A 23305-nucleotide genomic window follows, 5' to 3' on the forward strand; every position below is an offset into this window, starting at 1 on the left:
AAAGGAGGTATAAAAAATGGCATATTTTATCAATGATGAGTGCATTAGCTGTGGCGCCTGCGAATCCGAGTGCCCTGTCAGCTGCATTTCCGAGGGCGAAGGCAAGTTTGTTATCGATGAGGGTGCTTGTATCGACTGCGGTTCCTGCGCTGGCGTGTGCCCTGTTCAGGCTCCCAATCCTCGCTAAGCTTTTAGCAGGATACAATTTTAAGGATATCCCAAAAAGCAGACCACATCCGTGGCCTGCTTTTTTCTTTTTATAGTAGCCGAGCTTAAAAATAAGCACACTTGTTTTCAAACTGATTGATTTACACTATGCGGGTCGGATCAAAATAGGTGGTATCATAGAGCGGGGAAGCCCTAGAGCAGCATTTGGCATCCGCTAGTATTGTGTTTCTATATAATGTCCACTGAACAAATGCGCTTTGCGAAGCGCATTTGCAAACAGAGCAGTTTTCGCTCTGTTTGACGGCAAAACAGGCCTGTTTTGCCGTTTCAGAACCATTGATTGGCTGCCTGAAAAGATTTGCGGACACACGCCTACAATCCTTTGTGCAAGGTTTTTTGCCGTATTCGGTGAAAAACCTTGCACCTAAACAATTCAAAAACGCTGCCAAGGTACTGCAGTTGTTACGTTTTTGAATTGTTTAGCAGACATTATATATCAATTTGGAATAACTACGATGAGGAGGGCCTTTGCACGGTTCTTTTCCGGCTGTGAGTCACATGTCCATAGAATTTATGTCGGTGAGAAACCGGGTTGTAACCCTTGATTTTTTATGATACAATTATTTTGTTTCTCACTGGAATTTACTGCCTTAGGAGGATGCTCATGTTTGTCACCAAGGATTTTACCCAGCCTGAAAAAATGCTGATTCAGATGGAGACCCTCCCCAAGGATGAACCCATTACCGTAGAAATCAGCCGGGATGGGCTGCCGGTGGTGCGGGTAGAGCAGGGGGATAAAAAGCTGTATTTAGGCAGTAAATACAGCGCCGCCGGGGATGTGCAGCAGGTGGTGGCAGAGGCCGCTGAAATGCTGCCCAACAGCACTGTGATTGTGTTTGGCCTTGGCAATGGGGAATACATAAAGAAAATTACCCCCACCTTTTTAAACAACAACTTGCTGGTTATTCTGGAGCCGAATCTGGAGGTTATCCGTGCCTTTCTGGCCGGGTCAGGGGTGCGGCGCATCAAGCGGGGAGACCCGGTTATCCTATACCATGTATCGGAAGAGGATTTGCCGGCAATTTCCCGCCACATTCAACAGGATAGCAACCGAAGCATAAAATTTATAGTACACCCCGGTTATACCCGGGCCTATCCCCAGTTGGTCAAATCCGCTGCTGCTATGGTGGTGGAAAGCCAGAAAAGCATTATACTCGAGGATAACACATGGGATTTGTTTGTGTATGACTGGGTGGATAACCCCATTCGCAACATCCGCTATATACCCAGCGCTTACCCTTTGAATGACTTTGTAGAAACCCAGAAGGGATGCCCGGCGGTTATTGTTTCGGCGGGACCCTCCTTATCTAAAAATATCCACCTGCTTGAAAAGGTGAAGGAACAGTTTGTTATTATTTCGGGTGGACGGCCCTTGCGGCCGCTTTTGGATTTGAATATCCACCCGGATTTTGTATGCATCATCGATGCGGGAAAGGCCTCCTTCAATTTGGTGGATGGTGTTTTGCCCAAAGCGGATACCACCCTTATCCATTACGACAGAATCCCCGCCGATATTTTTGAGCAATATCAGGGGCGGCATGTTTTTTATACCGATAACCCCGCCTATGATAAGATTTTCGGGCGGCCCATCGGCAATATGATTACCGGCACCACGGTGGCGCATGCTTCGGTTTTCGCCGCTTTGAATATGGGCTGCAACCCCATCATTTTTATCGGGCAGGATTTGGCCTTTACCGATGACCGGAACCATGCCGGGCTCACCAGCTTTGATTTTGATAAGCAGGATCAGAAAAAGCTGGTGGAAGCGGATGATAATGTTTGGGTTGAGGATATCCACGGTGGGCAGGTAAAAACCAGCCACCTGTATAATCAGTTCCGCCAGACCATTGAAGAGATTATTACCCAGAATCCTGGTACCACCTTTATCAATGCCACCCAGGGCGGAGCCAACATTAAGGGCACGGCGGTAATGGATTTGGATGAGGCCATCCGACTGTATGAAAACGCGCCGGTAAAAAATCTGGATTTTGAGAATCATGAGAAAATTGGCCATCAAGAGGAATTTGAGGATTATAAACGAGGCCTGCTCAAAAAATACCAGGATATGGGCAAAGAGATTGAGGGAGCTTTTGACTACAGCGATAAGCTGCTCATTGCAGAAAGCGCCGGGAACAGTGCGGGGATGTATAAGCATTCCAAACGGCTCAATAAGCTGGAAAATAAAATGAGCCGGCTGGTTTCGGAGGATTCTATGCTGCAATCTCTGGTGGCTTCCTCCTTCAAGAAAATTAAGCGCAACAATGAATTGCTTCTTACCGGACGAGAAACGGTTCGAGAGGCGGCTCTCAAAGGTTATGAGCGCAGAAGTGAGCTGTATTCTGCCTATAAAGTAGCCAGTGCCTATCTGGTAAAAATGCTCAAGAAAGAGCTGGGCCTTTGGACAGAGGAGGACGAGAGACTGGATCAGGAGCAAGCTCAAATGCCGCAGGGTGGAGCTGCCCCTTTGTCACTGGTGGAGAGCATGAATATAGCCGGTATGAGTGCCGCATTAAAAGATGCTTTGAAAGACTGGGAGGAAATCGCCAATGGAAATGACCAATCCCGCTGAGCTGCAGGAAGTTTTAAAAGAAGCCCAGCGTTATATTGCGGCGTTGATTGAGGGCGCTGCTGCCTGTGCGGCACATTTTGAGCAGGAGCAGGATGCAAAGGGAATGGAGCTGTTGCTTCAAATCATTGATGGTTTGGAATGGCTCATGAGCGCTGTGCGCCTGACTAGGCCTCTCCAGAGCAATCCGGTGGATCCGGACGGTGCGGCCGATGTGTTTGGAGAGATTGTGGAAGGCCTTGAAAATCAGGACTATACTCTTTGCGGAGATTTGCTGAAATTCGAGTTGGTTCCTATGCTGGAAGCATGGCAGGAGCAGCTTGATGAGCGGGAAACCTATATACAGTAATCTTGAACTCATGTACTATAAAATTTAAATGAATCATACCGGGGCCAGGCATTGACTTAGGCACCGGTATATGCTATAATCAGTTTCGTGACAAATGGAGGGGTGTCCGAGCGGTTTAAGGAGTTGGTCTTGAAAACCAATGATCTCGTAAGGGACCGTGGGTTCGAATCCCACCCTCTCCGCCAACTGAGTTTTATGGCGGGTGTAGGGAGAGATTTTTCCGGCAGACCTTCTTTTGAATAGATAGCTTGGATTGCAGCCATATTTTGCACAAAACTGAATAGCACAAGGTTTAGCCACAAATTTGGAGAAGTACTCAAGTTGGTGACGAGGCGCCCCTGCTAAGGGCGTAGGGTGGGCAACTGCCGCGAGAGTTCGAGTCTCTCCTTCTCCGCCAAAGCATTGTAATCCGAACTCTTTAACGCCAATTGGCGAGGGGTTCGGATTTGTGCTATTTATAGGGTAAAAAGACGAGGGATAACCGCGAAGGTTGTTCCTCGTTTCTTATGTATAGTGACATTGACCTGAAAACCTGCAACTGTGGCCACAGCTACATTGATTGCTGTTTAGCGTGAAAATAACCTGTTGACAATTGGAGTGCATAATGCTATCTTATTTATAGAGCGCATGGCGCACTCTAAAACGGGAGGGTTTGCTATGGCATTGCAAGTATCAGATTTTGAATTAGAACTTATGAAAATCATATGGATGAACGAGGGACCAACCCTATATACCGATATTGTAAAAGCACTCGAAGAAAAGAATATGTCTACCACAAAGAACACAATTATCTCTCTGCTTTTACGCCTTATTGATAAAGGTTTTCTCAAGTCAAACAAAATAGGCCGCAAAAACAAATATACCGCGCTTGTTTCTGAAGCGGAATACCAAGCGGAGCAGACCAAAACGTTTCTTGATAAGATTTACGAGGGTAGTGCCAAAGAAATGATCGCTACCTTAATTCAAAAAGAGATGATTTCGCTTGACGATTACGAAGACTTAAAAGCACAATGGAAAGCCGGTGACATGGAATGAATGAATTCTTGAAAGTCTTTTTGTCGCTCTCCTTTTCTGGAACGCTGCTCATTTTGATTCTGCTTTTATGCAAGCCGCTCTTTCGCAAAAAACTAAGTAAATCGTGGCAGTATTATATCTGGCTGATTGTAATAGTACGGCTCTTACTCCCTCTCACGCCGGATACCAGCCTTGTCGGGAATTTTTTTCAAAAGATAGATTCCGCCCCTGCACCAACCGTATTTGTGCCAAGTGAGGACTTACAGCAAAAAACACCGTCGGGAGATATTACGATCTCCTCCGATGTGGCGAACGAAACACAATCCGTGCCAACGGCAAGACCAAGTGGAAACGTCTTGCAAATAGTACCACAAAAACTCTGGCTAATCTGGATCATAGTGGCGGTGGCGCTCTTGATGCGTAAGATTACGGTCTATCAGAGTTTCGTAAATTATTTACGGGCGGGGCAAACTGAACTTACGGATATGGAAAAGTGGGAGCAATTCGGCAAACTCGTTGCCCAGTCGGGGGTTAAAGCGCCAGTGAACATTTACACTAACAGCTTGATTTCTTCTCCGCTTTTGATTGGCTTTTTCCGTCCTTGTATTATGTTGCCAACAGCGGAACTTTCTAAATCTGACTTTGAGTATACGGTGCTGCATGAGCTCACGCATTTTAAGCGGCGTGATCTATTTTATAAATGGCTTGTACAGTTAACAATCTGTCTGCACTGGTTTAACCCATTTGTATATCTGATGAGCCGAGAAATTAACTGCGCTTGTGAATTATCTTGTGATGAAGCGGTAGTGCGCTCGCTTGACAAAGACGGCCGCCGTGCTTATGGTGATACCCTACTGAATGCTATAGGAATAGGCGGTAGTTATAAAAACGCAATCGCATCCATGACCCTTACAGAGAGCAAAAAGCTCTTGCAAGAAAGGCTGGATTCCATAATGACATTTAAGAAAAAATCAAAAATCGCTGTTTGCGCATCTGTCTTTCTCGCAGCGTTTTTGCTGTGCGGTTCGGCATTTGCGGGCGCGTATACCGCGAAAGGAGACGCTAATGGCAGCGTAAAAAAACTCCTCGAAAATACCGGACGCTTAAGCGGTGGAGAAATACCGAAAAGCGCAGAGAAAATCGAGATTTCCTGTGATATCAATAATGGCGGAGTGGATATATTGCCTGCTTCCAATAATAAAATCGAAGTAAGCTACGATGATAAATACTATGATGTAAGTATCACACGAAAGGCAGACAAATGGCTTGTTCGTGTCTCAGGCAAAGTAGCAATGATGGGCACAACGGACGATGTTAAACTATATCTGCCAAATATAAAGCGTGTTATGGATATCAATGTGAACAATGGTAACTTGAGTTACGACTTGCCCGAAAACTCGATGGATATAATAAGCGTCACCGCCCTAAATGCAGGTTTGAATTTTACGTCTGCGAACAAGTACGCAAATAGTGCCATATCCTTAACAGCAACAGACAAAGACTTTCTAAAATATGAGCTGCCCGTATATCCAAGCTATTTCACGAAAACAGATTCTGGCTTTCAATATGAAAACGGCACAAAAGTAAATCAAATCGGCATCAAACTTACAGGGTATACTGGCGTTAACTTTGCCGAGCATCCAGCATCGGCAAACGAGGGCGCCGTAAAGAAAAAAACAGATGATAACGATAATTACGCAAAACGGGACTCGAACAGAACCTTCACTTACAACGATTCTCTGGCTCACTTATTAGAATACGCACAGTGGGGCATTAAAGAATCGGACGGCATCTTCTACTATAACAATGTGCGGATTCGGATATTTATAGATAAGAGAGCGGACGGTTCTTTTGAAAATGCCTTTATGGACGATGATGGGAAAATAGACATACGTTTGATCCGTGACAAAGGCGGCAAAATCATCAGAGTAGGAAAGATAAGCAAAGAGGAAGCAGCAGAATTTTCAAGTGATTTTGACGACACTTTTCAGTTTGGGGAGGAAATGAATAAAATAGGCGCCGAATTTGAGTTTGAGTTTGGGAATAAAATTAACCGTTTAGAAAAAGATGAGATACCCACCAAGGTACAAGAGGCTATCCGCACGTCTTGTACGGGTACAGATTTTTTTATCATCAAGGGAAATGACAGGCAGTATTTATACTATAATAACCTGTCTACCGGTTACGCTTATGAAATTAAAGATAAGACTGTAAATATCGTCAGTATGAGAAACTTGAAAAAGGCTACTGTTCTGCTTGAATTTCCCGCCGATTGGAATTTGAGCGTACAGTATAATTCTAAGGCTGTGACTTGTTACACTGTACAAATATAAGCACACGTATTACTTCGGACCAAGTGGTCTAAAGTCCGGCCCCACTGTGGCTCCACTCCTATTCCATTTCGATTCACTAACCCTTAAAAAACTGGAATGGAGGAACTTCGTATAATTAAAAACAATCTGCGGAATTTTACCCGTAATGTAACAGAGTAGCACTAGTTATCTAATACTTGTTCCGAATTGTCCATTATGTTTATGACATACATAAGAGGCAAGGGCTGATTATTTATATAACCGGAGGTAGTAAAATGAGGCCAAAAGAAGTCTTGCAGTTGTTTGTTGACTCTTTCAATCAAGCTGATGCCGAAGCATTATCATTGCTTTATGCAAAAGACGCCGTCAATCATCAGGTTGCAAATGAACCAATATGCGGTCGTGAAAATATTAAAAAGTTCTTTGAGGATGAATTTGCTCAAGCCAAGATGGTTTGTATCGTTGAAAATACGTTTGAGGATGGGCAGTGGGTGATCATGGAATGGCGCGATCCCCTTGGGCTAAGAGGTTGTGGCTTTTTTCAGGTTGTGAATGATAAAATTGTTTTCCAGCGTGGCTATTGGGATAAGCTTTCTTTTCTTAAGCAACATGGATTGCCGATCGAATAACATGTTTTGAGCACACTCGGTATTCCAGCGACAAATATGAATTGCCAGTTATGTTTATTCGAAATCAAATCAGCTTCGTTGTCCACTCCTCCACGTTCCACACCTGTGTGACCAGATCGCTGTAAAACTCCGGTTCGTGGCTCACCAGCAGCATGGTACCCTTGTAATCACGGATGGCGTCCCGCAGAGCGTCCTTCGCGTCCACATCCAGATGGTTGGTGGGTTCGTCCAGCACTAGCAGATTCATGGGGCGCAGCATCAGCTTGCACAGCCGAACCTTCGCGTTCTCGCCACCAGAGAGCACCCGCATCTGTGTGGTAATATGCTCGGTGGTTAGGCCGCAGCGCGCCAGCGCGCCCCGCACCTCACCGTTGCTCATTTTGGGGAATTCCTGCCAGATCTCCACCAGCGCCGTGTTGTCGTTGCCCCGCTCCTCCTGCTCGAAGTATCCCACCTCGGCAAACTGACCCAACTCCACCGTACCGGACACCGGCGGAATCAGGCCCAGCAGAGTTTTCAGCAGCGTAGATTTTCCCAGACCGTTGACACCGCGGATGGCGATTTTTTGGTTGCGCTCCACCGTCACATCCACGGGACGAGTCAGCGGCTCGCTGTAACCCAGCACCAATTGCTTGGCTATGATGACCTCGCGGCTAGGGGTACGGGCAGGTGTGAAAGAGAAGACAGGCTTGGGCTTGTCCATTGCCAGTTCAATGACATCCATCTTGTCCAGCCGCTTCTGACGGCTCCGCGCCAGCGTGGCGGTGGCAGCACGGGCCTTATTGCGGGCCACAAAGTCCTCCAGCTGGGCAATCTCCTTCTGCTGCTTCACATACGCCTGTCCCAGCTGATGGCGTTTGATGTCATAGAGTGCCCGAAACTGCTCATAGTCGCCGGAGTAGCGGGTCAGCACAGCGTTCTCCACATGATAGATCACGTTGACCACATCGTTGAGGAACGGAGTATCGTGGGATACCAGAATGAAGGCGTTCTCGTAGTTCTGCAGGAACCGTTTTAGCCACGCGATGTGGTTCTCATCCAGAAAGTTAGTCGGCTCGTCCAGAATCAGGATCATTGGGTTTTCCAGCAGAAGCTTCGTCAAAAGCACCTTTGCCCGCTGACCGCCGGACAACTCGCTGACATCCCGTTCCAGTCCGATGTCCCCCAGCCCCAGACCGTTGGCATACTCCTCAATGCGGGAATCTATCACGTAGAAACCGGACTGCTCCAGAATCTCCTGAATTTCGCCCACATCCTCCATCAGCTTCTCCAGCGCATCACCCTCGCACTCGCCCATCCGGTCATAATTTGCCAGCAGCTCCTGCTCCAGCTTGTACAGGGGCGCAAAGGCGGAGCGTAGAATATCGCGGATGGTTTTTCCTTTCTCCAGTGCGCTGAACTGATCCAGATACCCTGTTGTGATGTGGTTACACCACTCCACTGTTCCCTCATCTGGCATCCGCTTGCCGGTGATGATGTCTAAAAAGGTGGTCTTTCCCTCGCCGTTTGCGCCCACAAGGCCGATATGCTCGCCTTTGAGCAAGCGGAAGGACGCGTCTTTTAAAATCTGTCTGGCCCCGAAGCCGTGACTGACATGACTGACTGTCAATATACTCATGTTTGTTCCCTCAATTTCCTCTCACAGATTGCATGATTTCATTATCTTAACGGGATTTTGCACAAAATGCAACCGCGCATGGGGCAGTCTGCAAAATTTTCTGTCCCCACCGCCCCTTTTTTCGCAATATAATAATTCCAGTCTGCCGAGCTTTGTATTATGTTTAATAGCCATGATGCTCAGCTGAACATCATGGCTAAGGGATTGGAGTTAACGGCAGCTTGAAGTTGATTGTCGTCGACATGCGTATATATTTCTGTTGTAGCAATACTTTCATGGCCAAGAATTTGTTGTAATGATCGAATATCTACATGACCATATTTATACATAAGAGTTGCAGACGTGTGTCGGAGCTTGTGGGTGGATAGACCTTCTGGATTAATGCCAGAAGCAAGAATATGCTTTTTAACAACATTTTGAATAGAACGAGTAGAAAGCCTCTGGTGATTCCGGGAAATAAATAGTGCATTGGTATCTATATTCATGGAGTTGCGTACAGGAAGCCACTTTGACAAGGCTTGCTTTACTGATGGCGTCATATAAATTTTTCACTCTTTGTTGCCTTTTCCAATGACAGTTAAAACATCATTTTCAATCTGCTCGACGTTAAGTGCCGCCAATTCAGATAGGCGCAGAGCACAGTTTAGAAATATTGTGAGGATGCAATTATCGCGTACAGAACTGGAGCCTGCTTGAATTAGAAGCCGCACCGATTCCTTTAAGGTCATACAGCGAACAATACGCTTTGGTAGCGTTGGTGTCTCCAATCCTTCGGCAATGTTGTTATCAATGATATGAGCCTTAGCTTTGAGATGCTTCCAAAACTGCCGAATTGACACGATCTTTCTGCATCGTGTACCCGGAGAATTATGAAGCGTTTCCAGATGATATGAAATGAAGCCGTACATATCTGTTAATTGTATGGAACGAATAAAATCTGCATCTGCAAACTGAAAATGTGTTTCAGTAATGCCTCTTTGCACTGCAACATATCGGAAAAACTGAAGCAAGTCCATTCTGTATTCAAGGATTGTATTTTGGCTTTGGCCTTTGATTATAACGAGATAATCTAGATACTGCTCTAGTATTGGGCAAGTTTTATCAGACTGCATATTATCACCCGATGTGGAGTATAGGCTGCGTTCATTACCGACATACAGTGAATTGAACTTTTGGTAAAACCAATTTACCGTTCGCATTTGTAGCTTCGAAATGATAGCAAATTATGTAAAATTATGATACTATTTAAACAGAGGATAATTACAAATTATCCTCTGTTCATAAACAAGCTAAAAAAGCAAAGCTCCCGCATCAGCAGGAGCTTTTGGCTATATTGTAATTCGATTTCTTGGATGTTTATTTTCATAATGCTTCGTTGTTTGCTTAGTGAAACATGGGCATATATTTGAGTCGTTGTAATAGAACTATGTCCCAGAATACTTTGTATGTAGCGAATATCTACATCCTCTTCTGCATTAGAGTTGCAAATGAATGTCTAATCATATGAGGGGTAATGTGCTCAGGGATTTTTGCCCTGTTTGCATAAACATCGATCATAATTCGCACCGATTGCTCATTTAACCGATTTCCCAAACGATTGATAAAAAACCAATCTGTGTCTGAAATGATCTTGCAGTAAGTATTCTTATAGGTTCGTAAAGCAGATAATGCATCGATATTGCTGATAAAAACGATTCGTTCTTTTGCGCCTTTGCCTTGAACCTTAACAAAGCCATTTTTAAGATCTATGCTTTGAGGCGTGATTGAACACAACTCTGACACACGCAGACCCGTTGCAAACAGCAGTTCCAACACAGCAATGTCGCGTAGGTTTGTATTGTGTTGATATTGGGTTTGGGGCTTCTCTAAAGCTTGATAGGCCACTTTGAGAAGCCTTTTAATTGTATTTAAGGGAAGAGACCTCGGTAAGGCAATCGGTTCACGGAAATCTAAGTGGATTTTACTTATAGGATTTGATTCAATTTGTTCATCAAAATCTAGATAATTTATAAATGCCCGAATACAAGCAATTTTCCGTTTTACCGTTTTGGGCTTAAATTTTGTATGTAGTTACTAATACAAGATTTTGTGAAAGGCTCCTGTTCGTCTGCGCAGTAGCTTTTAAACTGATCTAAATCAATGCGGTAGGCCTTAATGGTCTTTTTATTTAATTTTTTTGAAACTGACAAAAATTGAGATAATTGCGGATATGGTCTGTGAGCTGATTCATATGATTCCTCCTGATTTTGAGCTGGAATCATTATGCCTTGTTTTTCACCCGCTGTCCAACTACCTCAATTACGCATTGTGTTTATGACATACATAAGAGGCAAGGGCTAATTATTTATATAACTGGCAGTTTGGAGATTAAGAATTGAACAAAATTAAGACGATTAGAAGGTTAAAAATGATAGTGCCGATATTAGTCTGCTTATTGCTGCTGTACTTAATTGTGCAGGGAGTGCGGTGCGGTTTTGCGGTTAAGCACGCAGAGCATCGGCTTGAAACTTATGGTGCTCAAACAGCTTCACTAAGCTACGGGAATATGACCTATATTGATAGTTTCGCCTTTGATGATACTGGAAAAAGTGATGTCATACTATCGGTTCATGGCATTTTTGGGGGATATGACCAAGCATTTGTCACTTGCAAAGACAAGGCTTCAACGTATAGAATTATTGCACCCTCCCGTTTTGGCTATCTGGAAAGCGATGTCTTAGGCAAGGGTACTCCAGCGGAACAAGCCATTGCTTATGTGGAGCTGCTGGATAAACTTGAGATTGATAAAGTGTATTTACTGGCGACTTCTGCCGGTGGGACTGTGGCCATTAGATTTGCATTAGATTATCCTGAACGGACAGAAGGGTTGATTTTGTACTGCTCTGCATCGCCTCTTACCCAAAAGCCCGATACATACCTTGAGTATCAAGGACCGCCGGCCTTTCTGTGTAATAATTATGGCATGTTCTTAATTAGCCCGTTCTTTGAACCGATTATGGGGATGGAGCCAAGCACAATCTACAGCATGCTGCCCATTCACAGGCGGAGTATTGGAGTGGAAATGGATGCTTCTATCACAAACCCCGATATGGCAAAAAACTATGATCAATACCCGATTGAGGATTTGCAGGCGCCTACGTTAATACTTCATGCAAAGGATGATAAAATGTCAAGCTATGATAATATGGAAAAGGCAGTCCCTCGCTTTCCTGATTGCACTTTTATATCATTTGAAACTGGTGGACATTTAATGGCAGGGCATTCAAAAGAAATAAACAAAGCGTTGTCCGACTTTACTAAAAGGGATTATAACCGTCTAAAGCCTTTTTAAGAGCTCGGTTGGTTTGAGCCCATTTTGTTTAGCGGCTGCGTTCCAGAAAAAGTGTGTTCCAGCGAACCGCCAGCCAAAACGCGGGAAATTAGGGCTGAATAGCAGAGTTTCGCCGCTGCTGCTGGAATTGAGATTATCCGCAAGGACGATTAACGCTCTGCCAAGGTTTTTAAGCGGGCCATGCCCCATAGGTACTTTATCTATAAATTCAATCATTTCCCCAGCACCTTGCCCGATTCCCTGTCCGAAATGAAGCCCGCACCTTATACACCAGTTTTGGATGATCTTGATTGCAATATGATTTTGCGCCCCCTCATAAAACCCGTTATTTACAATAACATAAACATGAATGTCCTTTTTTCGTTCTGCCTTCATGTGTTGCTCAAGAGAAATCAGCATTCTCAATAAATGTGAAGGCACGGCGTCAATGTATAAAGGAAATCCAAAAATCAACGTGTCCATGTGACAGAGCTCCATATATTGCTCTTTGGTAAGCGGGACTTTGCTGATGTTGTAATGTAATACCTGATGCTCAGGATTTATCAGGGATTGGAATGACTGGAGCATCAGACCGGAGTTACTCTTCCCGGGTTTTGGGCTTCCGTTGATCATCGCAATTTTCATTTTAAAACCTCCTGAACAGCATGCAGGCTGTCATAGAAATACGCCGTGTTTCCCGTGCTGTAAAAATTCACGCCATTTGCCTCTACCAAGGCTGTCGCTGTTTCCCGTTCCTCTTGGGTGATATTATCGCCGTAGAAATGCACAGATAGTAAGAAAGTGTTCTGATAGCGGCTCTTATGATGGGTTTCAGCGTTTTTGGTTATAAAATAGGGCAGAAGATAGGGGATGCTTCGATCCCAAACGTTGCGTATGAAAGGGCTGTAGCTGCCATATACGCATTGGCTGATGATGATTAATTCATCGCACTGGGAAAGCAGTTCTCCCATATTGCTGTAACCATCCTTTAATACGCACACCCCCGGTGTCTTAATCCAGCATCCAAAGCACCCAATGCAATGACGTATTGTGCCGTTGTCAGAGATAATGATCGTATCCGCATCCTTATTTAGCTGCCATGCCGTGAATTCTTGCTGATTCAAATCATGTAGAATAATCTTCATTATGCTTCCCTCCTGAATAAAATGTTGTTCTCAAAAATATCGCTCCAGTCCCCGGAATAATGTATGTTTTTATTGGTAAGCAGCGAGGAAATGCCATGTACCATTGACCATAATGTTATTAGTGTCTTTAAATACTCATCCTCCGGCAAGCCGATGCTCTGAAACATTTGATAGGCGGTCGTCCGAAATAAAACAAAGGGCGGACAGTTGTCAGCATTATCGTTGTTCAGATCAATGGTTGTTCCGGAGTTATAGAATAAGAACTGAAAATATTGCGGATGCTCGATGAAAAAAGAGATGTATGCCCGGCCAAGGAGCGAGATGGATTGGGGGCTGTGTTCCTGTCCAACCATCGACGCATTTAACTTTTCCATGAATTGTTTGGTTACATGTTCGCCCATTGCACAAATCAATTCATCAATATCCTTGAAATGGCTATAGGGCGCTGCATGGCTGACATTGCATTTTGCAGCAACTTTGCGTAAGGAAAAACCTGCTATACCCTCACGGTTAATCAAGTCAATCCCAGCTTCGATAAGATTATTCCGCAGGTCGCCATGATGGTAAGGCCTATTGTCCATTTTCATATACCCCCACATAAAACTTGACACTGTAAAGATTATAGCAAACAATCTTTACAGTGTCAAGCTAAGAAAAGCAGGTTAATTCAGATTGCAAGAAGTAAACTTTATATAATGGGCACACTCGGTATTCCAGCGACAAATATGAATTGCCAGTTATGTTTAAAATCACGCTGCCGAACAAAGCAAAGAATTAGACTGCCCTTTTGCCTAACAGCAATTGGACAGCCCCACAAGCAATCTTTCTTGATGTTCCCGCCAAAGTGTATTAAAGTATTGCTGTCCTTCTCCGCCAGATTAAAACCGCTTAAACATTACGTTTAGGCGGTTTTTCTTTGCGCGAAATTAGGCTCTGACCCCTTACGGGACTTTATAGAATACTCTTTTAAATAGGGAAGCGTTCAAACCCCGATTTTACTAGGAGGATTAAAAGAGCCTGTGGTGGCTTGCTCCTTATCTTGCACTTATGTATAATGATTTTATCACCTAAAATCATCCTTGTTGAGGAAGCATATGAAAAATAAAGTGTGGACACATTTACTTTTTATTATTGTTACAATAACTTTATCTTTGCTGTCAGCGGCTTGCTCAGGGGCGGAAAATCCACCTGCAAATACAATGGAATCGGATTATCCTCAATCAATTTCCATACCTGCGGAACCCAATACGGATTTTCAGAGCTCGTCCCAGCCGGAGCCCAATTTATGGGAGCACCCCATATCTATTCGTGAAGGCATGCCTGTGTTTACGCTGCAATTGCGGGGTGAACAAGACATTTTTACCCAGCTTTCCGTTATCAACACCTCCACTGGAGCCATTGCATATCAAATGGAGCTTGATGAATCCAATTGGATACACAAAGACCGGTTTGTAGTTGGAACTATCGATATGGATTTTGACGGTTACCCGGACATTGACATTGAGACTGGGTTTGGGGGGAATTGGAAGAAATATCACATTTACCTTATGTGGGATCCGGGTGCAGCAAATTTTGTGGGGGATATTTATGGCCTGGCTGGATTGGGATTGCCAAGCTTTGATGGAGAAAAGAAAATCGTTTCTTCAATGGCGCGAGCTTCGGCTTCCGACCATTGGTACTATAAGCATCGGTATATAGATGGCCAGTTGGTCACAATCGAAGAGGAAGCCTTGAATGGAGTCCGGGATTTGTATAATGATAATTTGGCAAAGGAACAAATTAAAACGCTCGAGCCTTTATATGATGAAGAACGAACGGATTTCATTCAATCCGTGAGAAAGCAACTGGACGAAGAGACGATGAAAACAGTAGTCACCGAAGTCAAATTCTTATTGCTGGACATCTCAGAGGTAAAAATACTTGCTGAGTATGCTCCCGATTCCACAATTGGCTTGTTGTTGGTACAATATGAAACCAGCGCAGATATTAATTAAAAACTAAAAAACAGCATGACAGTTTATATTACGGCCATGCCGAACAAATAAGCTATTCCGTTTTCACTCTTCTCATTATATGAAATACATGGTGACGAACAATCATGGTATCGATATCCTTTATCCAAATTGGGCCAAGTCCTTCAGGGCGCCACATTTTATCGCCATCTAAAATAAATATTTGAATAACATATGCATTCTGAAAATCAAAGCTGCTATACGATGCACGCTCAACGCTTGCAAATTCCGGTGGATTTTGCAGCACAAATCTATATTCCGGGTTGTCCAAAACCATTGTATTCTTAGGCCCGTGAAAAACAGCCTGCTCTTTGGTCAGAGACAGAATACCACCGATGGCTGCGCCTTTGGGGTCAATCGCATCGTAAACATAGCCATCTCCAACCATTTCTCCAACTAACCAGTCCCCATAGTAATAATCTATGGCAATATCCACCAATTGCCCCTCGGTGAGAGAGGGTAATTCTGATTGGGTTTGGGGTTCATTTGGGGTTACTATGTTTGTCTGCTGGTCATTGGGGAAGGACATTTCAACCTCAGGGTTGGGATTTACTAGGCTGAAAATAATGTATACAAGGGAAACAAGCAACAGCAATATTATTCCAGTGTGCCATCTTTTTTTGGCCATGTGTATCCCATCTCCTCCAATTCTGAGAGATCATAGTTATAGTATTCTCCTGTAATAAACAGCAAAGCTTCATTCATTCGCCTTTTCCATAAGCCCTCATGAGCAGTGGTTCCTGACACATCAAACCGGCCCATTTCATATACTATCTGCTCGGATGTCCATGTACCGGATTTCAATCTAAAATCCCTGTATTGCACATTTGCAGTTGGGATGGAACGGCGGAAGGTTTCCGCTTGCCTGCGCATCCCTAACCGGGTAGATGGCGCCTTCATGTCCTTCGCATTTCTCACAGGCGCCTTGATTGCTGATCACCTGATAATAAATAAAGCCTTTACGTGCAATAGATGCAATGTCCGTGTTTTTATGAATGAGACTCGCCATTTCTTCATTTGCATTTAGTACTTGACCGGCCTTGACAACCCGGTGTGACCAATAATCGGAAGCCTTTTTATAGAGATAAACACCATCGTTGTGCGTGCTGATTACATACCCTGTGGTTTTCTTACTATACATAAGATTATATCCTTTCCTACATGATTGTAAAGGATGAAATAGCCCTTTACAAATGTTCTAAAACACAAAAACTAGGCTTTATAGTGCAAAGCTCTTTTAAAATGCGTAAATGCCTGAGTGCGATAAGCAAGATTTTTTGTGTCGTGAGGAGGAATCCTGTATCATAGTTCGCATAATGGTGCTATTAAGCAAAGTTGAGAATTATAGGTTTTTTATTCGCCTGAAAGCGTTTAAATAACCTTTAATCAATTTTTTTATGTTCCCGCTAAGGCGTATTAAAGCATTGCTGCTTTTCCTCTCCAGGCAAAAAACGGCTTAAACATAACGTTCAGGCGCTTTCCTCTTTGCCTTAGAACAGGTTTTCACCCCTTGGTAGGTTCCTCACAGAGAAATAAACAGCAACAAGCCGCCGCCCTTATGTGAAAAGGGTGACGGCTATTTTTTTATGCCTTGCTGACATTTCGAATATACAGCTCCGTGCCGTTTGCAGAATCCCTTTTTGCTTGCCGGTTCTGGGGACACGACCAGCAGTATAACGGATCTCCACCGCCCGTCTGAGTGCTGCCGGATAGAGCCGATACCTTCAAGGTCCGGGGGTGGGATCCTCTTTAGAACTGATACTTTTTTTAGGCCAAGATGCATTTCTAGGTTAATCCTGATGGGAAAAGCCTTTTAAGAATTTGTATACAGTATCATAAACTGTCGAATTCTGTAAATTTATTAACAAAAAAATTGTTTTTTGCCGAGACCTTATATATTCAATATAAAAAAATCCATTTTTATGAATAAAGATTATAATTATAATCAAAAAAAAGTATCAAAAGTTCTAAAAAAATTGCGTAGAAAAATATTCAATTTTTATTCATAATATATATGGAATATTTTACCAAATAAGATTGATTGTATGGTAAACCAGCAAAAACATATTATTGAGTTATGATATCTGCTTTGTTGTTCCTTTTTTGAAATGTCAACGGGTCACGATCTGCTGGCTATTGTGATTGGGCTGTTACATCTACTGCTGTACAGTCAAGAGCATTTCAGCCAAATAGAAATGAAGGAAGGAGTTGCGTATATCAGCTCTATACGCAGTAGGATGTACAAAAAATTGAGAGGAGCCGTATCATGAAAAAGAGGTTGTTATCATTTTTGTTGGCGCTGGCTATTACCACTCAAATGCTTGCGGTTACAGTGAGCGCCGCCGCAGTGGTCGGCGGATCGGACAATGGAGATGGCACATACAGAAACGCCTTTATCGATGCAGATGTGCCCGATCTGGATATTATTCGTGTTGGCGATGCTTACTATATGTCCAGCACCACTATGCACATGGCTCCCGGTGTTCCGATTATGAAATCTTATGACTTGGTCAACTGGGAAACAGTAAGCTACTGTTATCTCGCAATGGAAGATACCGCTAACAACAAATTACAAGGGACAAGCCACATGTATTCCAATGGTACATGGGCCAGCAGCCTGAGGTATAAAAATGGCACGTTTTATCTTGTAGTGCCTTCTCAAACATCTAGAAAAACTTATATTTTCCAAACCACGGACCCAGAAAATGAGCCGTGGAAAAGATATGAGATTAACCAGCAGTTTCACGACTGCGGCCTGCTTATGGATGACGATGGCCGGAACTGGCTTGTCTGGGGCAACAACGGCCTCTATATTATAGAGCTTAACGCGGATGTGACCGGCCTTGCAGCGGGGGCAACCCAGCGGCAGTTTGTTACCGCTTCTCAGCTCAATGATTTGATCCGTGACCCGGTAACTGGCAATGTGCAGAATGCCGGCCTTCGGGAAGGTGCACATATACAAAAGGTTAACGGGCAGTATTACATATTTATCATCACAAACGGCAATAGCCGCAATGAAGTTGCTTTGCGAACTTCAGTGCCTCCAGCCAACTTCACAGGAACCGACTTTGAGTGCAAGGTGGTTTGCCAAGAGAGAATCTCTGGCGAAGGCCCGGCTCAAGGCGGCATTGTAGACGATGAAAATGGCAAATGGTGGGGCTTTGTATTCCGGGACAGCGGGCCTGTGGGCCGTGCCCCTTGGCTGATGCCCATTACTTGGGAAGATGGCTGGCCTTATTTTGGCCAGGATGCAAACGGTAAAGGTTCCCACACCAACTTGCAGAGAGTCGGCGAAAAGCCGGTGCAGGGCAAGGAAATGAAGAGTGTGGTTGCCTCCGATGAGTTTAATAATACTGATCCCAGACCCCAGTATTACGATTCGCCAAAACCGACTCGGGTCGACTATGTCGAAGGGGAATACGATGACAACGGCTCAAACCTGAATATGGCTTGGCAGTGGAATCATAATCCTGACAATCGTTACTGGTCTATGACAGAACGGCCTGGCTGGATGCGTTTGAAAGCGATGCTGAACAAAACAGCTTCAGACCGCAACCTGCTCAATGCCCGGAACACCTTGACCCAACGCACCTTTGGGCCACAAAGTGGTGCCACAACATTGCTTGATGTTTCCAACATGAAGGATGGGGACGAGGCGGGCCTAACACTTTTTACCGCCAAGTATGGTTCTATAGGCGTTAAAATGGAAGACGGCCAAAAATACCTTGTTACCACTCTTTCCAACAGCTGGTCAAGCGGACATGCCACCAATAGGGGTGTGGAAAGTGCCCGCATCGAGCTGGAGGGAGATAAAATATACCTCAAGGCTGAGGGCGAGTTCCCGCTGGCCAGCCTGTATACCCCACAGCCTGCCCGTTTTTATTACAGTTATGATAACAGATCCTGGACCAAGCTGGGCGATGACCTGAACATGGCCTACAGCACAGGCAACCACTTTATGGGTTACCGCTTCGGTCTTTATAATTTCGCCAAGACCGAAGAAGGCGGTTATGCAGATTTTGATTTCTTCCGCCTGAGCGATGTCAACACCGGCGCTGTGGAACCAAAGACATACTCCGCTTTTAACCCGATTGTTCAAACCACCTATACAGCTGATCCGGCTCCCTTGGTTTATAATGACACGGTATATCTCTATACCGGGCAGGATCTGGATCGGGCCGTGCAGGCAAACACCTACCGGATGACCGACTGGAAGTGTTATTCTTCTAAGGATATGGTAAACTGGACCGACCATGGCAGCGTGCTGGATGTAACAGCGTTCAGCTGGGCGAACCAGACGCAGGATGCCAACGCATCTCAGGTCATTTATAATCCCAAAACAGAAAAATTCTATTACTTTGTTTCGGTTGGAGGCCCGGGCGGCATTGCAGTGGGCGTGGCAGTTTCCGATAGCCCCACCGGCCCTTTTGTTGATGCAATCGGAGCCCCTCTTGTAACAAACGCTGATACCAACTATGCCACTCATAGCTGGGATAATTTAGACCCCACAGTCTTTATTGACGATGATGGGCAAGCTTATCTGGTTTGGGGCAACGGCGCCTGCTATTGGGCCACCCTCAGCGAGGATATGACTTCACTAACCAGCGAGATCGGCTGGTATGACATTAAAGATCCGGCTCAATTTGTGGACTTCACCGAAGGCCCATGGATTTATAAGCGCAACGGTCTTTACTATCTGCTTTATGCATCTTCTTTCCCAGAAACAATCAGCTATTCCACCAGTGACAGCCCCACCGGACCATGGACTTATAGGGGCATCATCATGGGGCGGACTGGAACTACCTGTTCCACCATTCATCCCGGAGTTGTGGATTTCAAGGGAGAATCCTATTACTTCTACCACAAGGATGGGCTGCCGAACCAAAGCGCGAACTTCCTGCGTGCCACATGTGTAGAAAAGTTTAAATACAACAGCGATGGCACTATCCCCCTTATTCCGATGACCAACGATGGCGGGATTCAGATTCTGGAATATGTTAATCCTTATGAAAAGGTTGAGGCGGAGACAATCAAACAGGCCTACCCACTCCTTGGCCTGATTACAGAACCCCGCAACCCTGCCAATCCGAACAACACCGTTGTAGAAGACTGGACTGTAGCCGACTGGCAGACCGGGCTGGTACTAGCTAGGATTAACAGCGGCGACTATGTTCAGGTAGGCGGCGTTGATTTCGGTGACGGTGCCGAAACATTCACCGCCAGTGTTTCCAGCATCTCGGATGCCGGAACCATTGAGCTGCGGCTTGATAGCCCCACTGGCAAGCTGGTGGGAACGCTGAAGGTACCCAACACAAACGGGGCATATGCCGACCTGACCACCGCAGTTTACGGCGCATCCGATGTTCATAACCTGTATTTGGTATTTAAGGGCACAGGCAGTGATGAGCTCTTTAAGATGGATTATTGGCAGTTCTCTCAAGAAGCCGCCAACCCTCTCTTAAAGCTGCAAAGTATGATTAGTCTGGCACAGCTGGTTGAAGAAACAAACTATTCCTCTGAGAGCTGGGCCACATTTGCCGCTGCGCTGCAAAACGCCATTGCTGTAGCCGCTATGGAGAATCCTACCGATGCACAGCTCAACGAGGCCTACAATGCGCTGTCTGCCGGTTATAACGGCCTTGCTTACAGCAATTTGTATAATCTGAGAGTTCTGCTGGCCAAAGCAGTAGCTGCCGATACGACCGATTGGTCCAACAAGGATAAGGCTGCTCTTACCAGCGCCATCACAACGGCACAGGCACTTTCCGACGAAAACTCCAGCGATTCTCAGGCCATTCTTGCCGCTATTTCTGCACTGGAAAGCGCCATGAAGGGCAAAGTGCTGGATCGGTACGGAATTATTCCTTATGGCACACCCCAACTGGGCGAAGGTGTGGTCGATCCCCTGTGGGATACTGTTGAAGGGCTTTATGTCGACAAGCATTTGACTATGGCCAGCGGCCCATCCAGCGGTATTGGAAAAGCCATGTGGGATGACGAAAACCTCTATGTAATGACCACAGTAACCGACCCCGTGCTGAACAATGCCAACAGCAACGATTATCAGCATGATTCGGTGGAGATCTTTGTGGATGAACACAACGCTAAAACCGCTTCTTATGGTGACGGTATGGGTCAATACCGGGTAAGCTACACCAACAAGAAGAGCTTCGGAAGCTCCACAGACAGCACAGGCTTTGAATCGTGGACCTGGACAGTGGATAAGGGATTTGTAGTACTCACAAAGATTCCCTTCAAGCATGCTTCTCCCGGTGCAGGCAGTGAAATCGGTTTCGATTTGCAGATTAACGACGCCAGCGCCAGCGGCTCCCGCCAAGACGTTGTCATGTGGTTTGATTTAACTGGTCAATCCTATGCCGATGGCACCGGTTGGGGTACTGCCCAGTTAATCGATAAATCTGCATTGCAGACTGCCTACAATGAAAATCAGGGCAAAGAAGAGAACTCCTATACCCCCAACAGCTGGAAAGCATTTAAACAAGCGCTGGATACCGCAGCTGATGTGTTGGCAAGCACCATTGCTACACAGACTAAAATTGATGATGCCAAAGAAGCACTTACAGCTGCCGCCGATGCTTTGAAACAATTTAGTGTTATCCTGAGTCACCCCATGGATAACCAGACAGCGTATAGTGAAGTTGTGGACCGATATATTAACCGGGTCAACAATTACGATGACAGGCGCTCGCCCAGCTACGATATTGCCCGGCAGGCTATGAACTATACCACCACCGGATTGTGGACCTCCAGCGGCTTCAAGTATGATATCACCGATTTGGTTTCGGAATATCCTGCCGGCACGGAGATCGAACTGTCTATGGAAGTGAGATCAGACGCAGCCTTCGCAAATATGGGCTTCTTGTATGACAGCAATACAAATGCCAACGCAGGGCCCGCCTTTACACTAACAGCCAATCAGTTTAACACCATTACCACCACCATAACCCTTGGCTCCTACAACTCCAATGTGTATTTCTATCTGTATCCCGGCACGCCCACAGTATATGTAAAGAATATTGTACTAGGGGTGGCCTCTAAAGTAGAGCCTCCTGTTGTGGACAAAACTGCGCTTAAAGCTCTGTATGATGCAAATGCAGGCAAGCAAAACATCGGCTATACCGCCGACAGCTGGGCTGCTTTCCAGGCTGCTATGACCTCTGCCGCACAGGTGCTTGCAGATAATACTGCAACACAGAATGCAGTGGATGCCGCAGTCTCCAAGCTACAGACCGCAATCGATGGTCTTGCTTTGGAGCCTGGAACTCCAGCAGACAAGAGTGCCTTAGAAGCACTGGTCCGTGATGCATCTTCTTTGAAAGAATCCAATTACACGGCAGAAACATGGAAGGTCTTCAAGGCCGCTCTGGATGATGCCAATGTTGTGATGGAGAAGAAAGACGCAACCCAGGCCGATGTGGATGCAGCGATTGCCGCTCTGCAATCCGCCATGGACAGCCTTGCCGAGGAACCCGGAGCCCCAGTGGATAAGAGTGCCTTGGAAGCGCTGATCAGCGATGCATCTTCTTTAGAAGAATCCGACTACACGGCAGAAACATGGAAGGTCTTCAAAGCCGCTTTGGATGATGCCAATGCTGTGCTGGAGAAGGAAGGCGCAACCCAAGCCGATGTGAATGCAGCCGTTGCTGCCCTGCAAGCGGCCAAGGATGCGCTAAAAGAAACCGATCCCGGTCAAGTGATTGAGGTTGAATCCATCCGCATCACTGGCAGTTTGACTGTAAAACGCAACAAGACTGTGAAGCTGACGGCTGTTGTGAATCCGACAAATGCCACTGTTCAGGATATTACTTGGACCTCCCTCACCCCGGATGTGGCCGATGTAGATGAGAATGGGGTGGTGACTTCCACAGGCAGTACCGGATTTGCTATCATTCAGGCAGAAGCCAACAATGGAGTCATTGCACAGTTCACGATTCGTGTAACTGCGTAATTCAAAAGGCTATCTGTTGGAAAGAGTGCTCCTTTTCGAAATAGATTCACTTGTATTTTAAAGGAGAACCAAACAGAAGCCCCGTCATATTGAAATGTGTGTAAGCACACAGCAAAGAAGCCATACCGTGCATTTCTACAATGCGCAGTATGG

General features: G+C 45.3%; 19 protein-coding genes and 2 tRNA genes. 11 read left to right on the top strand and 10 right to left on the bottom strand.

From position 1 onward, the window contains the following. The first annotated feature begins 16 nt into the window (after positions 1-16). The 8 genes from U6B65_12675 to U6B65_12710 all read left to right on the top strand — a co-directional run bounded on the left by U6B65_12675 (position 17) and on the right by U6B65_12710 (position 7098). Entirely contained in the window at positions 17-187 is a 171-nt protein-coding gene (locus U6B65_12675; protein WRS27171.1) for a 4Fe-4S binding protein, read from the top strand. A 645-nt stretch (positions 188-832) separates the two neighbouring features. Further along, positions 833-2797 carry a 6-hydroxymethylpterin diphosphokinase MptE-like protein gene (locus tag U6B65_12680; protein WRS27172.1) on the top strand — a complete coding sequence of 655 codons (1965 nt, stop codon included), beginning with the start codon at positions 833-835 and terminating at the stop codon, positions 2795-2797. Further along, positions 2775-3143: a hypothetical protein gene (locus tag U6B65_12685; protein ID WRS27173.1), complete on the top strand. Its 369-nt coding sequence runs from the start codon at positions 2775-2777 to the stop codon at positions 3141-3143. The genes U6B65_12680 and U6B65_12685 overlap by 23 nt, the downstream gene beginning before the upstream one ends. A 96-nt stretch (positions 3144-3239) precedes the next feature. Then, positions 3240-3328 (top strand) — tRNA-Ser (locus tag U6B65_12690). 121 nt (positions 3329-3449) lie between these two features. After that, positions 3450-3540, top strand: a tRNA-Ser gene (locus U6B65_12695). Between the two features lie 260 nt (positions 3541-3800). Beyond that, positions 3801-4178 (top strand): BlaI/MecI/CopY family transcriptional regulator, encoded by a 378-nt coding sequence (locus U6B65_12700; GenBank protein WRS27174.1) that lies wholly within the window; start codon positions 3801-3803, stop codon positions 4176-4178. Continuing rightward, complete coding sequence (locus U6B65_12705; protein WRS27175.1) at positions 4175-6490, top strand: M56 family metallopeptidase; 2316 nt, start codon at positions 4175-4177, stop codon at positions 6488-6490. The genes U6B65_12700 and U6B65_12705 overlap by 4 nt, the downstream gene beginning before the upstream one ends. A gap of 254 nt (positions 6491-6744) precedes the next feature. Further along, positions 6745-7098 (top strand): nuclear transport factor 2 family protein, encoded by a 354-nt coding sequence (locus tag U6B65_12710; GenBank protein ID WRS27176.1) that lies wholly within the window; start codon positions 6745-6747, stop codon positions 7096-7098. 64 nt (positions 7099-7162) lie between these two features. Here the strand turns inward: U6B65_12710 and U6B65_12715 are convergent, their stop codons facing one another. From U6B65_12715 to U6B65_12730, 4 genes are all read right to left on the bottom strand, one after another. Continuing rightward, a complete protein-coding gene (locus U6B65_12715) occupies positions 7163-8716 on the bottom strand; it encodes an ABC-F family ATP-binding cassette domain-containing protein (protein ID WRS27177.1) in 1554 nt (517 codons plus the stop codon). A 179-nt stretch (positions 8717-8895) separates the two neighbouring features. Next, on the bottom strand, positions 8896-9255 hold the full coding sequence (locus tag U6B65_12720) for a tyrosine-type recombinase/integrase (GenBank protein WRS27178.1): 360 nt from the start codon (positions 9253-9255) through the stop codon (positions 8896-8898). Positions 9256-9264: 9 nt separating this feature from the next. After that, positions 9265-9828 carry a site-specific integrase gene (locus tag U6B65_12725; protein ID WRS27179.1) on the bottom strand — a complete coding sequence of 188 codons (564 nt, stop codon included), beginning with the start codon at positions 9826-9828 and terminating at the stop codon, positions 9265-9267. A gap of 346 nt (positions 9829-10174) precedes the next feature. Further along, positions 10175-10600, bottom strand: a complete 426-nt coding sequence (locus U6B65_12730; protein ID WRS27180.1) for a tyrosine-type recombinase/integrase — start codon at positions 10598-10600, stop codon at positions 10175-10177. A gap of 490 nt (positions 10601-11090) precedes the next feature. On the opposite strand from U6B65_12730, the gene U6B65_12735 reads away from it, so the two are divergent. Beyond that, positions 11091-12047, top strand: coding sequence for an alpha/beta hydrolase (locus U6B65_12735; GenBank protein WRS27181.1), 957 nt, complete (start codon positions 11091-11093; stop codon positions 12045-12047). On the opposite strand, the gene U6B65_12740 is transcribed toward U6B65_12735, so the two are convergent. The 3 genes from U6B65_12740 to U6B65_12750 are packed head-to-tail and all read right to left on the bottom strand — an operon-like array spanning position 12033 to position 13758. Continuing rightward, positions 12033-12671, bottom strand: coding sequence for a hypothetical protein (locus U6B65_12740; GenBank protein WRS27182.1), 639 nt, complete (start codon positions 12669-12671; stop codon positions 12033-12035). The two genes, U6B65_12735 and U6B65_12740, sit on opposite strands and share 15 nt — an antisense overlap. Continuing rightward, positions 12668-13171, bottom strand: coding sequence for a flavodoxin family protein (locus tag U6B65_12745; GenBank protein WRS27183.1), 504 nt, complete (start codon positions 13169-13171; stop codon positions 12668-12670). The genes U6B65_12740 and U6B65_12745 overlap by 4 nt, the downstream gene beginning before the upstream one ends. Next, positions 13171-13758 (bottom strand): TetR/AcrR family transcriptional regulator, encoded by a 588-nt coding sequence (locus U6B65_12750; GenBank protein ID WRS27184.1) that lies wholly within the window; start codon positions 13756-13758, stop codon positions 13171-13173. The genes U6B65_12745 and U6B65_12750 overlap by 1 nt, the downstream gene beginning before the upstream one ends. A gap of 507 nt (positions 13759-14265) precedes the next feature. Here U6B65_12750 and U6B65_12755 point away from each other — a divergent pair. After that, positions 14266-15165, top strand: coding sequence for a hypothetical protein (locus tag U6B65_12755; protein WRS27185.1), 900 nt, complete (start codon positions 14266-14268; stop codon positions 15163-15165). A gap of 52 nt (positions 15166-15217) precedes the next feature. On the opposite strand, the gene U6B65_12760 is transcribed toward U6B65_12755, so the two are convergent. From U6B65_12760 to U6B65_12770, 3 genes are read right to left on the bottom strand one after another with little or no spacing between them, the layout of a single operon-like run. Continuing rightward, on the bottom strand, positions 15218-15811 hold the full coding sequence (locus tag U6B65_12760) for a hypothetical protein (protein WRS27186.1): 594 nt from the start codon (positions 15809-15811) through the stop codon (positions 15218-15220). Continuing rightward, a complete protein-coding gene (locus tag U6B65_12765) occupies positions 15781-15987 on the bottom strand; it encodes a hypothetical protein (GenBank protein ID WRS27187.1) in 207 nt (68 codons plus the stop codon). Before U6B65_12765 ends, U6B65_12760 begins: the two co-directional genes overlap by 31 nt. Position 15988: 1 nt before the next feature. Beyond that, positions 15989-16324 (bottom strand): phage minor head protein, encoded by a 336-nt coding sequence (locus tag U6B65_12770; protein WRS27188.1) that lies wholly within the window; start codon positions 16322-16324, stop codon positions 15989-15991. Positions 16325-17449: 1125 nt separating this feature from the next. Here U6B65_12770 and U6B65_12775 point away from each other — a divergent pair. Continuing rightward, positions 17450-23152: a family 43 glycosylhydrolase gene (locus tag U6B65_12775; GenBank protein WRS27189.1), complete on the top strand. Its 5703-nt coding sequence runs from the start codon at positions 17450-17452 to the stop codon at positions 23150-23152. Positions 23153-23305 lie beyond the last annotated feature (153 nt).

This window comes from Oscillospiraceae bacterium MB08-C2-2, assembly GCA_035621215.1.
Taxonomy (GTDB): Bacteria; Bacillota; Clostridia; order Oscillospirales; family Ruminococcaceae; genus WRAV01.